18 protein-coding genes are annotated in these 18,107 nt (G+C 61.6%); 13 read left to right on the forward strand and 5 right to left on the reverse strand.

Going from position 1 to position 18,107, the window contains the following annotated elements; all coding sequences use genetic code 11:
• Positions 1 to 35 precede the first annotated feature (35 nt).
• From QRN54_RS14760 to QRN54_RS14780, 5 genes are all read left to right on the forward strand, one after another.
• Positions 36 to 1,103 carry an Lrp/AsnC family transcriptional regulator gene (locus QRN54_RS14760; protein WP_064073653.1) on the forward strand — a complete coding sequence of 356 codons (1,068 nt, stop codon included), beginning with the start codon at positions 36 to 38 and terminating at the stop codon, positions 1,101 to 1,103.
• 51 nt (positions 1,104 to 1,154) lie between these two features.
• The gene (locus QRN54_RS14765; RefSeq protein WP_050656464.1) at positions 1,155 to 1,715 is read left to right on the forward strand and encodes a TIGR03086 family metal-binding protein; all 561 of its coding nucleotides are present in this window, start codon (positions 1,155 to 1,157) and stop codon (positions 1,713 to 1,715) included.
• A gap of 51 nt (positions 1,716 to 1,766) precedes the next feature.
• Positions 1,767 to 2,375 carry a TetR/AcrR family transcriptional regulator gene (locus tag QRN54_RS14770; protein ID WP_019746515.1) on the forward strand — a complete coding sequence of 203 codons (609 nt, stop codon included), beginning with the start codon at positions 1,767 to 1,769 and terminating at the stop codon, positions 2,373 to 2,375.
• Position 2,376: 1 nt separating this feature from the next.
• On the forward strand, positions 2,377 to 3,273 hold the full coding sequence (gene gluQRS / locus QRN54_RS14775) for a tRNA glutamyl-Q(34) synthetase GluQRS (RefSeq protein ID WP_285182340.1): 897 nt from the start codon (positions 2,377 to 2,379) through the stop codon (positions 3,271 to 3,273).
• 255 nt (positions 3,274 to 3,528) lie between these two features.
• A complete protein-coding gene (locus QRN54_RS14780; protein ID WP_003943863.1) occupies positions 3,529 to 4,269 on the forward strand; it encodes an EAL domain-containing protein in 741 nt (246 codons plus the stop codon).
• Between the two features lie 28 nt (positions 4,270 to 4,297).
• Here QRN54_RS14780 and QRN54_RS14785 read toward each other — a convergent pair whose 3' ends face one another.
• On the reverse strand, positions 4,298 to 4,951 hold the full coding sequence (locus QRN54_RS14785) for a DUF4190 domain-containing protein (RefSeq protein ID WP_047271551.1): 654 nt from the start codon (positions 4,949 to 4,951) through the stop codon (positions 4,298 to 4,300).
• A gap of 130 nt (positions 4,952 to 5,081) precedes the next feature.
• Here QRN54_RS14785 and QRN54_RS33605 point away from each other — a divergent pair, with 130 nt between their 5' ends.
• The 3 genes from QRN54_RS33605 (at position 5,082) to QRN54_RS14800 (ending at position 7,627) form a co-directional block, all read left to right on the forward strand.
• Entirely contained in the window at positions 5,082 to 5,801 is a 720-nt protein-coding gene (locus tag QRN54_RS33605; protein ID WP_350318874.1) for an RDD family protein, read from the forward strand.
• Positions 5,802 to 5,809: 8 nt separating this feature from the next.
• On the forward strand, positions 5,810 to 6,775 hold the full coding sequence (locus QRN54_RS14795) for a DUF2189 domain-containing protein (RefSeq protein WP_223304518.1): 966 nt from the start codon (positions 5,810 to 5,812) through the stop codon (positions 6,773 to 6,775).
• 117 nt (positions 6,776 to 6,892) lie between these two features.
• Entirely contained in the window at positions 6,893 to 7,627 is a 735-nt protein-coding gene (locus QRN54_RS14800; protein ID WP_030535741.1) for a queuosine precursor transporter, read from the forward strand.
• Here the strand turns inward: QRN54_RS14800 and tgt are convergent.
• Positions 7,618 to 8,907: a tRNA guanosine(34) transglycosylase Tgt gene (gene tgt, locus QRN54_RS14805; RefSeq protein ID WP_030535742.1), complete on the reverse strand. Its 1,290-nt coding sequence runs from the start codon at positions 8,905 to 8,907 to the stop codon at positions 7,618 to 7,620. The two genes, QRN54_RS14800 and tgt, sit on opposite strands and share 10 nt — an antisense overlap.
• Before the next feature lie 191 nt (positions 8,908 to 9,098).
• On the opposite strand from tgt, the gene QRN54_RS14810 reads away from it, so the two are divergent.
• The 5 genes from QRN54_RS14810 (at position 9,099) to QRN54_RS14830 (ending at position 15,881) form a co-directional block, all read left to right on the forward strand.
• Positions 9,099 to 9,890, forward strand: a complete 792-nt coding sequence (locus tag QRN54_RS14810) for an enoyl-CoA hydratase/isomerase family protein (protein ID WP_020723626.1) — start codon at positions 9,099 to 9,101, stop codon at positions 9,888 to 9,890.
• 26 nt (positions 9,891 to 9,916) lie between these two features.
• Complete coding sequence (locus QRN54_RS14815; protein ID WP_007731596.1) at positions 9,917 to 10,888, forward strand: ABC transporter substrate-binding protein; 972 nt, start codon at positions 9,917 to 9,919, stop codon at positions 10,886 to 10,888.
• Between the two features lie 116 nt (positions 10,889 to 11,004).
• Positions 11,005 to 13,344 carry a CaiB/BaiF CoA-transferase family protein gene (locus tag QRN54_RS14820; RefSeq protein ID WP_054780785.1) on the forward strand — a complete coding sequence of 780 codons (2,340 nt, stop codon included), beginning with the start codon at positions 11,005 to 11,007 and terminating at the stop codon, positions 13,342 to 13,344.
• A 50-nt stretch (positions 13,345 to 13,394) separates the two neighbouring features.
• Complete coding sequence (locus QRN54_RS14825; protein ID WP_007731598.1) at positions 13,395 to 14,342, forward strand: quinone oxidoreductase family protein; 948 nt, start codon at positions 13,395 to 13,397, stop codon at positions 14,340 to 14,342.
• Between the two features lie 15 nt (positions 14,343 to 14,357).
• Positions 14,358 to 15,881 carry an AMP-binding protein gene (locus QRN54_RS14830; protein WP_021342542.1) on the forward strand — a complete coding sequence of 508 codons (1,524 nt, stop codon included), beginning with the start codon at positions 14,358 to 14,360 and terminating at the stop codon, positions 15,879 to 15,881.
• An 11-nt stretch (positions 15,882 to 15,892) separates the two neighbouring features.
• On the opposite strand, the gene QRN54_RS14835 is transcribed toward QRN54_RS14830, so the two are convergent.
• The 3 genes from QRN54_RS14835 to QRN54_RS14845 all read right to left on the reverse strand — a co-directional run bounded on the left by QRN54_RS14835 (position 15,893) and on the right by QRN54_RS14845 (position 18,107).
• Positions 15,893 to 16,795 (reverse strand): IclR family transcriptional regulator, encoded by a 903-nt coding sequence (locus QRN54_RS14835; RefSeq protein ID WP_007731601.1) that lies wholly within the window; start codon positions 16,793 to 16,795, stop codon positions 15,893 to 15,895.
• Positions 16,796 to 16,962: 167 nt separating this feature from the next.
• The gene (locus QRN54_RS14840; RefSeq protein WP_007731603.1) at positions 16,963 to 17,787 is read right to left on the reverse strand and encodes an alpha/beta fold hydrolase; all 825 of its coding nucleotides are present in this window, start codon (positions 17,785 to 17,787) and stop codon (positions 16,963 to 16,965) included.
• Entirely contained in the window at positions 17,787 to 18,107 is a 321-nt protein-coding gene (locus QRN54_RS14845) for a DUF362 domain-containing protein (RefSeq protein WP_007731605.1), read from the reverse strand. The genes QRN54_RS14840 and QRN54_RS14845 overlap by 1 nt, the downstream gene beginning before the upstream one ends.

Genomic DNA, 18,107 nt, shown 5'->3' on the forward strand with positions numbered 1-18,107 from the left:
TCCCAGACACAGTGAAGATGCACGATACTTGCACCATGATCGAAGAAACGCAGGATTCCGCCGTACTGGACGACGTCGACCTCGCCCTGATCAATTGCCTGCAACTCGACCCGCGAGCGTCGTGGCGCACGGTTGGCGACGCGCTCAAAGTGGATCCGGTTACCGTAGCTCGCCGCTGGCAGCGGTTACAGGATTCCGGCACCGCCTGGGTCTCTGCCAGGGCAACCGGCCATGGCCGTCCGGAGTCGTGTCTGGCTTTCGTCGAAGTCGACTGCACGACTTCGAACGCGTTGACGATTGCAGAACGACTTGCCCGCTGGCCGCACGTACTGAGCGTCGAACACACAAGCGGCCCAGGCGACTTGACACTTCTCGTCGAGGTCAGAGACATGGCTTTCCTGTCGCGCTTCCTGCTTCGGTCGCTCGCGTCGGTACCCGGGATCGTCAGTTCGCGTGCACACCTCGTCACCGAGGTCTTCGCGATCGGAGACGACTGGAAATTGCAGGTACTCGATGCCGCGCAGCGAGCGACGATGACAGACCGGCCTGTGCGATACAAATACGCGCCGACGGATCAGCGCCATCACGGGAAGACGTTCGACGCTGTCGACCGCCAATTGATATTGAAACTGGGTGAGGACGGTCGATCCTCGATTGCCGAGCTCACGGTCGGTACCGGCCTCAGCGAAAGTACGGTCAGGCGGCGACTTGCCGAATTGACGTCGCGCAACCAGATCGTGTTCCGCTGCGACGTGTCTCTGCCACTGTCCGGCTGGCCCCTCGTGACCTGGGTGTGGGGATATGTCGATCCCACGGACCGGTCGACGATTCGTGCCCTGGTGGAGCGAGTGCCGGGAACGCGGGTGTGCATGCGGATATCCGGTGGACGCGCCAACACACTGCTCGCGATCGCCGCACACTCCCTTCGCGAAACTCCCATTACCGAAGTACAACTCGCACAAGAGGCACCGGGCCTGGTGGTGCTGAACAGGTCAGTGGTGCTGCGATCGATGAAGAGGGTGGGCCGACTTCTCGACGACGAGGGCAAGAGTGCCGGGGTCGTACCGATGGACATCTGGGCGGAAGCCCCGGAGATCGAGTGAATGTCCGAAATAATCAATCACGATGCGCTGTGGCGGTGAAGGATTGTTGTCATGACTTCAACAGAGATCTCCCCCGCCCAGCGTTATCGGGATCTGGCTGCCGGATTCACGGCCCGGATCGACGCCGTACCCGCCGACCGCTGGGACGACGATTCCCCCTGCGAGGGCTGGACCGCCCGCGACGTGGTGAGACACGTGCTCGACAGCGAACGAGACATGGTCAAGGTAGTCGGCCTGGAATTGGCACCCGGTCCGTCGGTCGACGACGACCCGTCGGCAGCCTGGGCGGCCGTCCGCAATTCGATGCAGGAAATTCTGGACGATCCGGCAAAGTCCACCCTGGAATACGACGGACACTTCGGCAGGACCAACCTCGGGGCCACGGTCGAGGGGTTCTTGTGTTTCGATCTGGTCATCCACGGTTGGGACCTCGCGGCCGCAACCGGCACCGATACGACGATGCGAGACGCGGACGTGGAGTGGGTGTCGGAGATCGCCGCGGGCCTGGGCGAGTCGATCCGCATGAGCGGTGTGTGTGGCCCGGAAATACAGGTTCCGGACAACGCTGACAAAGCGACGAAACTCCTTGCCTTCCTCGGCCGGAAGGCGTGAAAAAGCACCCCTGACGTGGGCATTACTTCCATACGCATGTAATGTCGCGGTATGCCGGAACGCCGAAAATCCTCCACGAGTCCAGACCTGCTTGCGGCGGCATTGTTCGATGTCGCCGCGGAATCCGGACTGGAAAATGCCAGCGTTCGCGAGGTCGCAAAACGGGCGGGTGTCTCGATCGGCGCAGTGCAACATCATTTCTCGACCAAGGACGAGATGTTCGCATTCGCACTGCGAACACTCGTCGATCGATTGTTGACGCGACTGGCCGAATCGTCCGCCGACGCAGACCCGCATACCGCCCTGTTCCAGGCGCTCTCGCAACTCCTGCCCCTCGACGAGCAACGCACGCGTGAGGCGCATGTGCTCGCCGCGTTTGCCGTGCGCGCCGCAACCAGTGAGTCACTCTCCGAAATTCGCCGGACAACCCTGTTCACAATCCGCACCGGCATCTCGACAGTTCTGATCGGCATCGGAACTCCGGAAGCGGAAACCAGAGCGGCACTTCTGCTTTCAACCGTCAATGGATTGGCACTCGACGCACTCGGAAGCCCCGCCATGTATCCGCCGCAGTACCTCGATCACGCTTTGGAAACCCAGATCCGCCTCACCCTGCACGACGCCGAGAACCCGCTCGCCTCCGTCGGGCTCGCCAGCTGACGTGGAAGGAGCAGGACGCTTCGCGCCGAGTCCGTCCGGCGATCTCCATCTGGGAAACCTCCGGACTGCCCTCCTGGCCTGGCTGTTCGCCCGCACCAGCGGGCGCGACTTCCTCATTCGGGTAGAGGATCTCGACCGTGTCCGCCCCGGCGCGATGGAACGACAACTCGACGATCTGCGCAGGCTCGGCCTCACGTGGGACAGCCCAGTCGTATTGCAGTCACACCGTCTTCCCTTGTACCACAAGGCTATCGACCAATTGCGCGAGCGTGACCTGACCTATCCCTGCTTCTGCACACGCAAGGAGATCCTGCAGGCACCGTCAGCGCCCCATGCTCCAGACGGCGCCTACCCCGGCACGTGTCGGAACCTTTCGGAGGCCGAACGCGCCGAGAAATCGGCAAGTGGCCGATCTCCCGCGCTGAGGCTACGGGCCGGCATCGACTCGTTCACCGTCCATGACGAACTGTTCGGCGAGGTGACGGGACCAGTCGACGACGTCGTCCTGCTCCGCGGAGACGGGGTGCCCGCTTACAACCTTGCCGTTGTCGTCGACGACGGTGCACAGGACATCGACCAGGTGGTTCGCGGCGACGACCTCCTGACCTCGGCTCCACGTCAGGCATACCTTGCCCAGCTGCTCGACATCGAACCACCGTCGTACGCCCACGTTCCTCTTGCCTTGAACAGTGAAGGCAAGCGACTCGCGAAGCGCGACGGCGCAGTGACTCTGGCAGATCAACTCGAGGCCGGACGCAGTGCCGAGCAGGTTCTGACGATGATCGCGTCGAGCATCGGTCTCGCCGAACCCGGCGAGGTTGTCACACCACCCCAATTGGCGGATCGATTCGACTCTCGCAAGATCCCCCGGACCCCGTGGATTTTCCCGGCGAAGTAAGTGACGTATCAATCGGTGCCTCGTCGGAACAAAACTACGATTGTCCGATATGACAAAGCCGTCCGCAATAGCTATTCGTTGGCAATTCTCGAATAGTGAAGTACGGTCGAGACTGGCGAAGGAAATTCCGGGCGAGTTGTTCCTGCAAAACCACGCCCGGGATCTGAACCTGGAATCCGACCACAGTACCCACTTGCAGCATCCACGCTGACACGCACGTGCGGCACGGGCGACTCAGGACGAAAAGGAATACGCATGGTCCGCGAGCTTCGCGAGGCACTCGACGACCATCAATTCGAGGTGTTGTATCAACCCCAGGTCAATCTGAACTCGTCAGCAATTATCAGCTATGAAGCTCTTTTGCGTTGGCGCCATCCGCTGCGAGGGTTGATCGAACCTCAAGATTTCATGCGCTCCGCCGAATCCTCTGGGCTCATCATTCCCATCGGGCTACAAGCTCTGGAAATGATTTGTGCCCAAACAGCGTCGTGGCCTGAGCACATGATGGTCGCGGTCAACTTTTCGCCTCGCCAACTCGCTACCCCGCACGCCGCTCACGAGATCCTCGGAGCGCTCGACAGTTCACAAACGCCACTGAGCAGAATAATCGTGGAAGTCACCGAACTCGGCGTCGTAGGCCGGCATGCCGCCGAGACACTCCACGTCTTGCACAACGAGGGAATTCGAATCGCGCTGGATGATTTCGGGGCGGGCTTCGCGTCTTTCTCCGCATTGTCGGAATTGCCGCTCGACATTCTCAAGATCGACCAATCCTTGACCTGGGCCGTCAGCGCAGCGGGTCGTGCTGGAGACCGTGCCTTTATGGTCATGGAGTCCATCGCCGACATCGCTCGGAAGCTCGGGCTTGATTCGATCGCCGAGGGCGTCGAAACCGCGGAACACGCAGCCAACGTCTTGCGGGCCGGCTGCGACATGGGCCAGGGCTATTACTTCGGCAAGCCACTTCCTGCGTCGTCCGTCGTCACTCCCGTGTGAGCGCTCGCCACTTCAGCACGACGACACTTCAGTACGACGACGATGCACTCGCTATGAGTGCGACCACGAGAATCACGGCAAAAATTGCCAAGAAGGCCGCGCCGACCGCAATTCCGGCTATCGCAAGCCCGCGCCCCTGTTGACCTGTCTGCTTGATCTGATTGAGCGCGACAATTCCCAGAATGATTCCGACGATTCCGCCGAGACTGTAGAAGCAACCACCCGCAAGCGATACAACCAGCGATGCAATTGCGAGACCATTGGTGCCGACTGGCTGCATCGGCGGTGCGTACCCACCCGCGAATTGATTCGGTTGACCGTACGGGTTCGGAGGTTGGCCGTACTGAGGCTGTCCGTATTGAGCTTGTCCGTATTGTCCGGATTGCTGATATTGATTCTGCTGATACTGATTCTGCGGTCCGAAATTCTGCGGCGGCAGGTACGGGTTCGGTTCACCGATTCCGCCCGGCTGGGGGTTATTACCGGGCGGGTTGTACGACGGCGGTGGATAACCCGGGTACTGCTCGTTGGGAGTGGTATATCCGGGAACTTCAGGTGAAGACTGCGTTTCGGACGGGGACACGCCGTACCCCTCAGGAGGCAGGCTCGGAAATTCTCCGTACCCAGGTTTTGCCTGGTAATCGCTCGAAGAATCGTCGTTGTTGCCCCCGGAACTCGTCATACAACGCAGCCTAAACCACAGGTGACCTCCGAATCCAAGTGAGCAGATGTCATCCACATCGCTCTTTGATCCCAGTAGGGTCATATCCACTGTCACACTCGAGCGCGATATTTACGACTGAGGGGAACACATGACAACCGGTGGGTACGACCCCAACCAGAATCCAGAAGGCGGGAAGCAATTCCCACCCCAGGATCCATATGGCCAGCAGGGAACACCTCCTCCCGGAAGTTACCCCCCTCCCGCAGGCCCCCCGCAAGGCGGAAGCTACCCGCCCCCGCAGGGCGGAAACTTCCCGCCCCCTCAGGGTAGCAACTACCCGCCTCCCGGTGGATACCCGCCGCCGCCCCAGGGCGGAAACTTCCCGCCGCCTCCGCAGTTCAACGACCAAGGTGCGTACGGCGGAGGAAACCGGCTGCCTTCGGGTGCTCAGCCGGGCGATCTATGGATTCGACTCGGTGCCCGCATCATCGACGGCATCATCGTCGGCGTCATCGCCGCGATTCTGGCTCTATTGGTCAGTGACTCCGACAGCTTGATTCTGGTCTCGGGACTGTTCTCGGGAATTCTGACCTTCGCTTACTTCATCGCAATGGAAGTAACGCAGGGTCGGACTTTGGGAAAGATGATTCTGGGCCTTTCAGTACACGGTCCGGGTGGCGCACCTCGCCCCTCCGTCCAGCAGTCTGCGATTCGCAACGCCTTCACGTTGCTCTCGATCATTCCGATCATCGGCGGAATCCTCGCGTTGGTCGCCTACATCGTCATCGCGGTCACGATCAACAACAGCCCCACCAAGCAGGGCAAGCATGACGAGCTCGCTGGTGGAACTCAGGTAGTCAAGGGTTAGGTGCGCATATGACAACCGGTGGGCACGACCCCAACCAGAATCCCGAGGACGGAAAGCAATTCCCGCCCCAGGATCCCTACGGCCAGCAGGGAACGCCTCCTCCTGGGAGCTATCCCCCGCCGGCGGGGCCTCCGCAGGGCGGAAGCTACCCGCCGCCTGGTGGATACCCCCCACCTCCTCAAGGTGGCAATTACCCGCCGCCAGGTGGATATCCGCCGCCTCCGCAGGGTGGAAGCTATCCCCCTCCCGGAGGCAACTACCCACCGCCCGGTGGATACCCGCCACCTCCCGGAGGCGGTAACTTCCCACCGCCGCCCGCCAACGACTACGGCGCAGGATTCGGTGGACCGCAGCTTTCTGTGGGTGCGGCAATTACCTACGGCTGGAACAAGTTCAAAGACAACGCATTGGTTTGGATCGGAATCTCGATCATCGCGTTCTTGATCGCCGGACTGATCCAGGGCGCTTTCAACGGCTTCGACTACACCAACACAGAGTTCAGCGCGCTGTCCATTGTGGGTGGATTGGTCACCGCTATCGTCGGCTACATCATCCAAGCCGCATTCCTTCGTGGAGCGTTGAGCGAATTGGATGGAATCAAGCCGGCTTTCGGCACCTTCTTCCAATTCACCAACATCGGCGCAGTTGTTCTCGGCGGTTTCCTGGTAGCAGTGGCAACTTACGTCGGTTTGGCTCTCTGCATCATTCCCGGCATCATCGCGGCGTTCCTGCTCTACTACACGCTGACCTTCATCGTGGACAAGAATCAGGATGCGATTTCGGGCATCAAATCGAGTTACGCGTTGACCTCGTCGAACGTCGGAACGTTGGTCCTGCTGGCGCTCGCTCTGATCGGTATCAACATCGTCGGTGCGCTGCTGTGTGGAATCGGTCTTCTGGTGACGGCGCCCGTCGCGTTGATCGCCAGCACCTACGCATACCGCGTGCTGACCGGCGGCCATGTAGCTGCCTGATCCGTTCGTTTGCATCACCGAAGGCCCTGCGGTTCCACGTGAAACCGCAGGGCCTTCGGTGTGTTCTGCGCAACTGGACGGTCGCCAACTCGCATCCGAGCGCCTTGTGGTGCTTGGATGACGGACGTGACAGCTCAGGATCAGCAAGACGAATCGACCCACGAAACCAAATTTGCGCACGTCAGCCGGGGTTATTACCCGACGATCGTCGCGCTCTTCACCGCAACGCTGCTGATCTCGAACGTGGCGGCGACCAAGGGGGTCGCCTTCTTTGCGGATTCCGACTTCTCGCTCGGTCCCTTGCAGATTCTGCCCATCATCACCGATGGTGGATTCTTCTTGTTCCCGCTCGCCTACGTCCTCGGTGACGTGCTCAGCGAGGTCTACGGCTTCAAAGCGACCCGACGCGCGATCTACCTGGGCTTCGGCGCACTGATTCTTGCCGCTGCGTGCTTCTGGATTGCAGTGCAACTCCCGTCGGCAGAGTTCTACGAGAACCAGGCCGCCCTCGAAACCGTGGTCGGTGTCATTCCCCGGCTACTGGTCGCGGGCTTGGCCGCCTACCTCGTCGGACAGCTACTGAACTCACTGGTTCTGGTCATGATGAAAAAGCGCATGCAGGAGAAGCATCTGTGGGCGCGGCTGATCGGCTCGACCGTCGTCGGCGAATTCGCCGATACCCTCATCTTCTGTTCCATCGCGGCCGGTGTCATCGGCATCAGCACATGGGAAGACTTCATCAACTACGTGCTGGTCGGCTTCCTGTGGAAGACGCTTGTCGAGGTTCTGGTCATGCCGATCACCTACCGCGTCATCGCATACGTGAAGAAGCGCGAACCGACCTACGCCTGAGGTGCAGGCGTCTTCGCCGCGTAGAACTTTCCGAGCATGTCCGCCTTGAAGTCGTGGAAATACCCACCTTCGATGCTGGCTCGGATATCGTCGACCAACTTCACGGTGAATCGCTCGTTGTGGATGGTGCAGAGCGTCGACGCGAGCATTTCCTTCGCCTTGAACAGGTGATGGATGTACGCGCGGGTGTAATTGGCGCACGTGTAGCAGTCGCACTCGTCGTCGATAGGCGTGAAGTCACGACGGAATCGGCTGGTGTTGATGTTGAACCTGCCGGAGCGGACGTAAATCGCAGCATTGCGAGCAACACGCGACGGGTTGACGCAGTCGAAGGTGTCCGCACCGTTCTCGATTGCGACGAAGAAGTCGTCCGGTTCACTGATGCCGAGCATATGACGCGGCTTGTTCTCGGGTAGTTCCTCGTTACACCAACGCACGATCGTTCCGAGGTTCTGCTTCTCGAGGGCGCCGCCGATGCCGTAGCCGTCGAAGCCGTATCCGTTCTCGCCTTCGATCGACTCGAGTCCGCGGCAGGCTTGACGTCGCAGATCTTCGTACTGCGCGCCTTGGATCACGCCGAAGAGAGCCTGATAGGGCTTGTCAGCGCGTTCGGCGGTGAGCTTCTCGTGTTCATTGATACAGCGGATCGCCCACGCCTGCGTGCGCTCGACCGATCGCTCCTGGTAGCCGCGGGTGTTGAGCAGCGTTGTGAGCTCGTCGAACGCGAACATGATGTCGGCGCCGAGCTGATGCTGGATCTGCATCGACACCTCGGGGGTGAAGCGATGCTTACTGCCGTCGAGGTGCGATTTGAACGTCACGCCCTCGTCGTCGACTGTCGCGAGACGCTCCTTGCCCTTCGCGATGACGTCGTCGGACTGCACACCGACGGCCTCCATCGCGAGCACCTTCTTGAACCCGACACCAAGCGACATGACTTGGAAGCCACCGCTGTCGGTGAAGGTGGGCCCGTCCCAGTTCATGAACTTGCCCAGCCCGCCGGCCTCGTCGACGATGTCGGGTCCCGGCTGCAAGTACAGGTGGTACGCATTGGCGAGCAACGACTGCGCACCGAGTTCCTTCATGGACTCGGGCAGCACGGCCTTGACCGTGGCCTTGGTTCCGACGGCCACGAACGACGGCGTCGCGATATCGCCGTGCGGTGTGTGGATGGTTCCGGTTCGTCCGAGCCGGTCCTCGAGCCTGGTCCCTATCGTGAAAATCGACTCGGGACGCTTGTCGACGACGGGCTCGGGCGGTGTCGGTACTGCAGAAGTCACGGGCTCAATCCTGTCACAGGAGCAAATATCGCCGTGATCACAGCGAAGAAAGTTCCTACGCGATCAGCATCCGCATTGGTCTACTGACCGAACCCGAGCGGTACCGCCGCGTGAGGGTCCCCACCATACTTCCCACTACACATCCCCCGGCTCGACCGGTTTACCCCGCCAACCCGCTGACAGGAGCTCACTTGACGAGACAGACCGGCCAGACCTACAACTTCGTCACCGTCGACGTCACAGACTCGATTGCCACCGTGACTATCGACAAACCTCCAGCCAACGCATTCAACCCCAGCATGATCGCCGAGCTTCTGGAGATACTGCCGGTACTCGCGTCGGACCAGACCGTCCGCGTCATTGTCGTGACGGGCACTGGACGGTTCTTCGTCGCCGGTGCGGACATCACCGTGATGCGCGAGCTGACGGAAGAAACTCAGCGCGCGATGCGCCCGTGGGTCGACGTACAGCGGATCCTCGAGTCGGCTCCCAAACCAGTCGTCGCGAAGATCAACGGGCACGCACTCGGCGGCGGAGCAGAACTGACGTTGGCCTGCGACTTCCGCATCATGGCGCAGTCGGCGACCATCGGCTTCCCCGAGATCGGACTTGGGCTTTTTCCGGGTGCCGGTGGCAGCCAGCGACTTCCACGCCTCATCGGGGCTCACCGAGCCAAAGTGCTCATGATCGAAGGCAAGCGCCTCAGCGCCGAGCATGCACTCGATATCGGCCTGGTCGACACCGTCGTTGCGGACGCCGACCTCGATGCGCATTGCGCTGACCTCGCACGCGAACTCGCGACGAAACCCACTGCCACCATCGGAATGATCAAACGCATTGTCGACGAGGGCATGTCGTTGCCGCTCGATCAAGCGCTGGATCTCGAATTCGAGGCAGTGCTCGACCTGATCAAGACGGACGACGCTGCTGAGGGACTTCAGTCATTCCTCGACAAGCGGTCCCCCACCTTCACGGGACGCTGACAGCTCCCATTTACCGAGAGGCCATCATGCTCAACAAATTTCAGAAGAAATGGGTGGGCGCAGTCGCTTCTCTCGCCGCCCTGACGATCGCCGTCAGCGGATGCACCCGCCCCGCTACCGACAACTCCGCCGAAAGTGGTGGCCTGGTACGGATCGCGGTAGGTGTAGACCCGTCGTACGCCCCGATTTTCCTCGCCGACCACGAGGGCATGTTCGAGGCCGCCGGCCTCGACGTCCAGGTCATCCAGACCGAAGGCGGGGCAGCAGGCGCCCAGAACGTCGTAGCCGGAACTTCGGAACTCTCCGGCAATGCCGACTCGACGGCACTGTCCGTCATGGCCGCCAATCCGAGCCTGCGGGCGCTGGGCGTATTTCAGGAATCCGACCGATACTTCCAGGTTGTACTGAGGAATGGCGTCGAGCCGAAGTCGATCAAGACCATGGGCGTCTTCCCCGGCATCGGCCTCTACTTCACGAACCAGTACCTGGCCAGTCTCGGCATCGACCCCACGACGGTCACACTCGTGAGCACAAGCCCGCCCGAACAGCCTGCTTTGCTGGCGCGCGGTGACATCGACGGCTTCCTGTCCTTCGACCCCTGGGTGACGCAGAGTGTCAATACCGGCGGGCGCGTTGTTGCCACGACCGGCGACTTCGGCGCCAAGTACGCCCAATGGATCATCGCTTCGGACAACTGGTTGTCCGCGAACGAAGAAACCGCAGGCAAGGTGTTCAAGGTGATCTCGGAAGCGTCGGCAATCGTGAACTCGGATCCGGATCGGGCTGCAACCGCAATTGCCGCGTCTATCCAGATGGACCCGGCCGAGGCCGCAGACCGGGTGACCCAAATCGATTTCGGTGGACGCGGATTCACCGAGGACGACGTGGAGCGCGCAAACGAACTTGTTGCATTCTTCCGCGAGCAGGGCAAGATCTCCGCGGACATCGATCCGTCCGCTGTCCTCCTCTCGGGATGGTTCGAGCAGAACGCCGCCTGAGCGGAGAGTGAGAACGGGTCCGGTGGGCAGACCGAAATCATGTCGCCCACCGGCCCGCAGAACTACGTTCGACTCCAGTCGGTTCGGCGATATCTTTCGATTGAAACGGAGTAGTTGTGGTGCATCCCCCGGTACGGGTCGTAGAGATTTCCAGTCCGTTTGCGCGATTCGCCGGGCGCATCCTGGTCGGGCTGGGTTTCGAGGTCATTCTGGTAGAACCACCCACCGGTGACCCCAGTCGCACCGAGTCCCAGGGTGATTCGTACTTGCATTGGCATGCGGGCAAGAAGTCCGTTGTCCTCGATATCGACGACAGCAACGATCGCATCGCTTTCGAAGCACTACTGCGCAGTGCCGACGTCCTGCTCGACGGCAGCGCGACCGGCGCTCTACGCGACAACCGAGGATCTCTCGTTCACGTACGAGTGACACCCTTCGGCACAACCGGACCGCGAAGTGACTGGAAGGCAACAAATCTGACCGTCGCGGCACTCGGCGGGATGATGGCCCAGGTCGGCGATCCCGAGCACCCTCCACTGCTGCTCCCCGAACTCCAGGCTGAGCAGCTCGCCGGAATCAATGCCGCAATCGGCGTGCTTCTCGGACTGCGTTCGCGATCCAAGGGCCACAACCCGTTGCTGGAGATCAGCGCTCAGGAATGTGTTGCCGCCGCGCTGGAAGCGGGCACTCTTGCCTACATTCACGAGGACCGCGTACCACCGCGTCCGGGCCGGGTACATCCGCTCGTTCCGCACGGACTGTTCCAGGCCGCCGACGGTTATGTCGGTGGCGGCCTCGGCGGTAGCCCCCGCATGTGGGACGGCATGTTGGCCTGGCTGATCGACAACGATGCTCAGGACGATCTCGATCAACCGGAGTGGTCCGACGCGGTCTACCGAAAGACGCATCAGGAACACATTTTCGACGTTCTGTCCGTCTTCATCGCGAAGTGGCCGAAGGAAGAATTCGCGGTCAGCGCGCAGTCACGCAAGTTGCCGTGGGCAGCGGTCGACCGGCCCGAAGAACTGCTGCGTAACCCGCAACTCAACGACCGGGACTTCTTCACCGACGTGACCGGAGATCACGGTACCTACCGCGATCTCGGGTTCGGCTTCGCTTTCCCCGAAGGCCGGCGCATCGGAACGCTCGAGGCTGCCCGGTTGGGCCAGCATCAGGAACTCTTGAAGGCCACCTCGCCTGTGGCAGTGAACGAAACCCACGAGTTCAGCGGTGGCAGCACGCCCAGCCTCGAAGGTGTCCGCGTCCTGGATCTCACGTGGGTGTTGGCGGGCCCGTACGGCACCAGAATCCTTGCCGACCACGGTGCCGATGTCATCAAGGTCGAATCGATCGGACGCCCGGACCCGACTCGCTTTGCACCGTTCATGCATCTCTCGCGAGGACCGCACGACAATCCGAACACCAGCGGGTACTTCAACGACGTCAACCGAAACAAGCGCAGCATCACACTCGATACCCGATCCGCAGAGGGCCTTTCGGTACTGCGCGACCTGATCAGGAACTCCGACGTCGTGGTCGAGAATTTCAGCTCGTCGGTCATGGACAAGATGGGGCTCGGCTACGAACAACTCCGGGAGCTCAACCCGGACATCATCTACGTGTCGATGTCCGGGATGGGTCACACCGGTCCTCGCAAGGACTGGGTGTCGTATGCCGACATCGTTTCGGCAAGTACCGGTTTGACCGCACTGACCGGCTGGAACGCCGATGACGTTGTCGGAGTCATCTACGGCCATGGCGACATCGTCGCCGGACTGCAAGCCGGCGTCGCGATGCTGGCAGCCCTCGACTACCGCGACCGGACCGGCCGGGGACAGCACGTAGACCTGTCACAACTCGAAGCCATGGCAGCGCACATGGGTACCAGCGTTCTCCGAGCCGCCCGGTCACAGTCCCCCGATCCGATCGGCAACAGCCATCACGAACTGGCACCACACGGCGTGTACCCGTGCCTCGGCAGCGACCGGTGGTGCTCGATTGCCGTTCGCGATACCACGGAATGGAATGCATTGTGCCGCATCATCGAAGCAGAGAAATGGATCGGCAATCCTGACTTCGCGAGTGCAGAAAGCCGCCAAGCCGATCACGAACGTATCGACGACGCCATCGCCGACTGGACCAGGACTCTGTCACCCGAAACCGTCATGGAACGCTTGCAATCAGCGGGTATCGCGGCCGGCACCGTCCAGGACGGACGCGACCTGGTCGAGAGCGATCCACATCTTCGGGCACGCAGTTTCTATTCGGCACAGGAACATCCCCTCGCCGGAACATTCCTCCACGAAGGCATCCCTGTTCGCCGGAACTCCGAACCCGGCTCGATCCGACGCGCTGCGCCGGTGCTGGGCGCGGACACCGACGACGTCCTCGAGTCGGTGCTCGGATACAGCGACGAACTGATCGCCGGACTTCGCGACCAGTCGATCCTGTCCTGACCGCACTCATATTCAGTACATCCATTCACAGATCGCTACTAGGAGACACAATGCGCGCGGCCCGACTCCATCAGTTCGGCACTTCACCGGTCATCGACGACATCGACATTCCCACACGTGAATCCGGTCAGACGCTCGTGCGCATCGACGCTGCCGCGCTCGGCCATCTCGACATCACCGTCGCGAGCGGAAACTTCGGAGTCAAGCCGAACCTGCCACATATCGGTGGAACAGACGGAGCGGCGACGGTAATCGAATCCGACACCTATGAGCCTGGCACCCGCCTTCTGGTCCGAGGCGGCGGAGTCGGCCTGTTCAAGAACGGTTGCTGGGCTGAGTATCTGGTAGCGGCAGACAAGGCGTTCACACCCTTTGATCCCGCACTGTCGCCGGCCGTCGCCGCAACCTTCTTCCTGCCCAGCACAACCGGCTATGTTGCCGTCAACGACATTGCAGCCGTCGCTCCCGGCGAACGAGTTGTTGTCGCCGGAGCATCCGGCGCTGTCGGATCGATGGCAGCACAGTTCGCTCTGCTTGCCGGAGCGTCCGAGGTAATCGGTGTTGTACCGCGCGAAGATCAGGCTGCCTTGCTTCCGGAGGGTGTGCGTCCCGTCGTCGGGCAAGGCGACGAACTTGCCGGAGTGGTGGGATCCGAGCCTTCCGTCGACGCCGTGATCGACACGCTTGGCGGCGACGGCTTGCCGCACCTTCTGGCGAGTGTTGTCCCCGGTGGCCGGGCTGCCCTGATCGGATATACCTTGGGTAAGAGCCTCACCCTGGACTTGCCGAACTGGTTGCTCAGCGATGTCCGGATCCTGCCCGTCAACATGATTCGCAAGACTGCCCGGCAAGCCGAACTGGCACCTGAAATGATCCGGCTGCTCATCGAAGGCAAGATTTCCGTTGCAGTGCAGGAGTTTCCGCTGGATGACATCGCAACAGCACTGCAGTTGATGGGTGAGGGCAAGGTTGCCGGCCGGGCCGTCGTCGTACCCTGAGGGATACAATTACCCATGCCCCACGACGCACATGCCATTCCGCGCTCGCTTCCGGATTTGATCCGGAGGCGAGCTTTGGAGCGTCCGGAGCACCCGGCGCTCGTCGTCGACGGGATCACGGTCACCTACCGCGAATTGCGGGATCGTGCAGCGTCGATGGGGGCGGATCTCCGTAATCACGGTGTCGGCCGTGGGGAGCGCGTGGCGGCACTGTCCGGCAACAGGATCGAACTGGCAGACCTTGTTCTCGGATGCGCGTGGATCGGTGCGGTTGTCGTCCCACTCAATACGGCCCTCCGAGCCGACAGTGTTGCCAGCGCACTCGAACAGGCTGGTGTACAACGGATCCTGGTTTCACCCGAATACTCAGGCGCTGTAGCCGGATTCGACGGCACCGTGTGGGTCATGGGTGAACAGTGCGTCCCCACTGCCGGTTCGCATCCGGGCTGTGAGCCCGAGACCCTCGATCCGCTCGACCTGGCCGCGATACTCTTCACCTCCGGCACCACCGGTCTGCCCCGAGGCGTCCGATGCCCGCACGCGCAGTTCCTGCAGTGGGGCAAAGGCGTCGGCGCCTCACTCGGGCTCACCGGGGACGATGTGCTGTACAACTGCCTGCCGCTGTTTCACACCAATGCTCTCAATGCCTTTGTTCAGTCCCTTTGGGCCGGGTCTACTTTTTTCCTGGGACAACGCTTTTCGGTCCGCAATCATTGGCGCGAAGTTCGCGAGATCGGCGCAACTGTCGACTACCTACTGGGTGCGATGGTGGCCATGTTGATGAACGCGGACCCATCGCCGCAAGACCGACAGCACAGCGTCCACGTGGCACTTGCCCCCGCAACACCGGCTCATCTGATCGAACCGTTTGCCCAGAGATTCGGTGTAGAACTCGTGGACGGATTCGGAAGTACCGAAACCAATCTCGTGATCGGCACACTTCCGGGAGATCGGCGGGCCGGGTACATGGGGCGGGTGATGAGTGGCTACGACGCCGCAGTCGTCAACGACGGTACTGCGGCCGCAGACGGGGAGCCCGGCGAACTGGTGGTCCGCAGCACGATCCCCGGCGCCTGTTCACTGGGCTATCTGGGCGAGGAGATTCCGGCGACGGAGAGTTGGATACAGACCGGTGACAGGGTGATTCGGGAAGCAGACGGCTGGTTCCGATTTGTCGATCGCATCAAAGACGTGATTCGGCGCCGCGGTGAAAATATTTCCGGGGCCGAAGTGGAAACCGTTCTGGCGTTGCATCCGTCGGTCGGTCAGGTTGCCGTCTTCCCGGTACCGTCGGATCTGGCCGAGGACGACGTCATGGCAACTGTAATACTGCGCCCCGGAGTATCTTTCGACCCCATTTCGATTCTGGAGTTCTCCCAGCAACAGCTGCCGTACTTTGCACTTCCCCGGTACATCGACGTCGTGGACACGTTGCCACTCACCGAAACCGGCAAGGTACAGAAAGCAGTGCTACGTGAGAGGGGCGTCGGCCCACACACCTGGGACTGCGAGAAGAGCGTGTTCCGCGCCCGGCGATAGACCGCGCCTCGCTACTTGCCGCAACCGTTGAACGAACACATCACCGGACTGCAGATCGTGCGCAGAGCCAGCGGGTCGCTCGGCGAATGTGTGCACTTCATGGCATGAAGTTTTCGGGTGATTCCGGCGCCGGCAGTGCGCAGGGCCCCGGTGATGCGGCTGACGTTGAGGCGAGCCGTCGGCGCTGTCACAGACAACGCGCCGGCCAGAGTGCGCGGGCCGCTGAACACCGGCACTGCGACGCTCATGTACCCGAGCCGTGTCTCCTCGACCTCCACCGCGAGTTGTTCCTTACGCATCCGCTCGGTTTGCTGGCGCAGCACGCTGACGGACATCGTCGTTCGACTGGTCAAGGCGGTGAAACCCTGCTCGACTACCTCGTCGAAGACCGATTGCGGGGAGAAGGCTAGGATGATCTTGCCGGTGGCGGTGCAATACAGCGGGAGCCGACCGGCCACCCGCGACTGCTGATTGAGCCCGCGGTGTCCGATGATCTTCTCGATGTAGAGGACGTCGATGCCGTCACGAACCGCAAAGTGAACCGTCTCCTGCGTCGCCAGCAGTAGGTCCTCCATGTACGGCAGCGCCGCGTCGCGCAGAATCCGCTGACGCGGCACCAATTGGCCCAGCTCGAACAATCGCAGGCCGAGCCGGTACTTGGTACCCGCGCGCTCGAGCAATCCCCACTCGACCAGCTCGCCGGCCAACCGGTGAACCGTCGCTTTCGCGACCCCACTGCGCCGGGTGAGCTCCGTCAGAGACAGGTCACTGTGGTCGGTGTCGAAAGCGTCCAAGATCATTCGAGCCTTGCCCAGGACCGAGGACAGTTCACCTGCAGGCTGCGATGCAGCGGTCGTTTCCGACGCGATGGGTAGTACGGATCCGAACCCGACGGATTGTTGTGGAGCGGCCATGAGTGTCCTCCTGAACGATCTGTGACAGCCTGCCGAGACCGAGTGCCACAACGACCGAGATCGGTCGGGGTCCTCGTTAGGTGCAGGTGCTTCGAGACTGACACTATGGTGACGACACGATGAGACGCACGCCACACGGTCCGCTCAGTGAACCCGTCCCGCAGAGTTTACACGGGGCGCCTACCTGCGTAATTCTCCAGAAACATGCGGACGGCGGATGCAATCTGCGGAGCGTGCTCCTCGACGAGTGCGACGGTCCCCGATTCGACGATCTCCGTTTCCACCACTGCCGCACCCGTCAGGTGTGCACGCAACGGCGCAATGTTAGGCATCGAGAAGGGATCCTTCTGCGCGCCGATCAGCAAAACCGGCGCAGTCACCGAACCGACTCTCGCCTCCATGACGTAGCGGGCGCAGGCTTTGTGCCCCTCCGCCGGATCTACCCGGTAGGCAAGCGCGTCTCGGATGAACCTGTCGAGCAGTGCGGTGCCTGGTTCGGGGTAGTAGGGGCGACGCATCTCCCACAGCCTGGTGAGATGGCTACCGTCTGCGGCCCGGTCGACGCAGTCGATCCCACCGGGTCCCGAGTGCCCCTCGCGGTAGTTGCGGTCGGTCCACGGGCACGACGAGAGCACGGCAGCGTGCACCCTCTCGGGGCGTGATGCCGCCATCTCGAGCGCCACTGCCGCACCGGTGTGGTGACCGATGACCGTGACTCGATCGACGCCCAGGGTGTCGAGCAATTCCCACGCGCCTCGCGCATAGGTCTCGATGGTCTGCGGGCCGGGCACCGGAGCACTGTTGCCGTACCCCGGCATGTCCATCGCGACAACGCGGAAGTCGTCGGCAAGGAGTGGAATGAACTCGCGGAACTCGTCCCACGACCGGGGCGCCTGATGAAGCAGGAGAATCGCCTCACCCGAACCTTGCTGCGCGTAATGCAATTGCCCGAAAGACGAATCAACGTATCCGAGTTGCAGGCCGCCAGCCATCAGAACGCCGCAACCATCGGGGTATCGACGCCGACGATGTCGATCTTTGCCGAACCACCCGGATTTCCGACGGGCTCGCTACGGGTAGGCAAGACCTCGAGGAAGAAGCGCTTGTTGTCTTCCTTGAAATCCGGGTCTGCTTTCCGGTCGACGGTGATCGCCTCCACCGGGCAGGCCAATTCGCAAGCGCCGCAATCGATGCATTCGTTCGGGTTGATGTAGAGCTTGCGATCACCCTCGTAGATGCAATCCACGGGGCATTCTTCCATGCACGATCGGTCCGTGTAGTCGATGCATGCTTCACCGATGACAAATGCCAT

Origin of the sequence: Rhodococcus sp. MEB032 (assembly GCF_030208925.1) — a bacterium.
GTDB classification, from domain to species: domain Bacteria; phylum Actinomycetota; class Actinomycetes; order Mycobacteriales; family Mycobacteriaceae; genus Rhodococcus_F; species Rhodococcus_F qingshengii.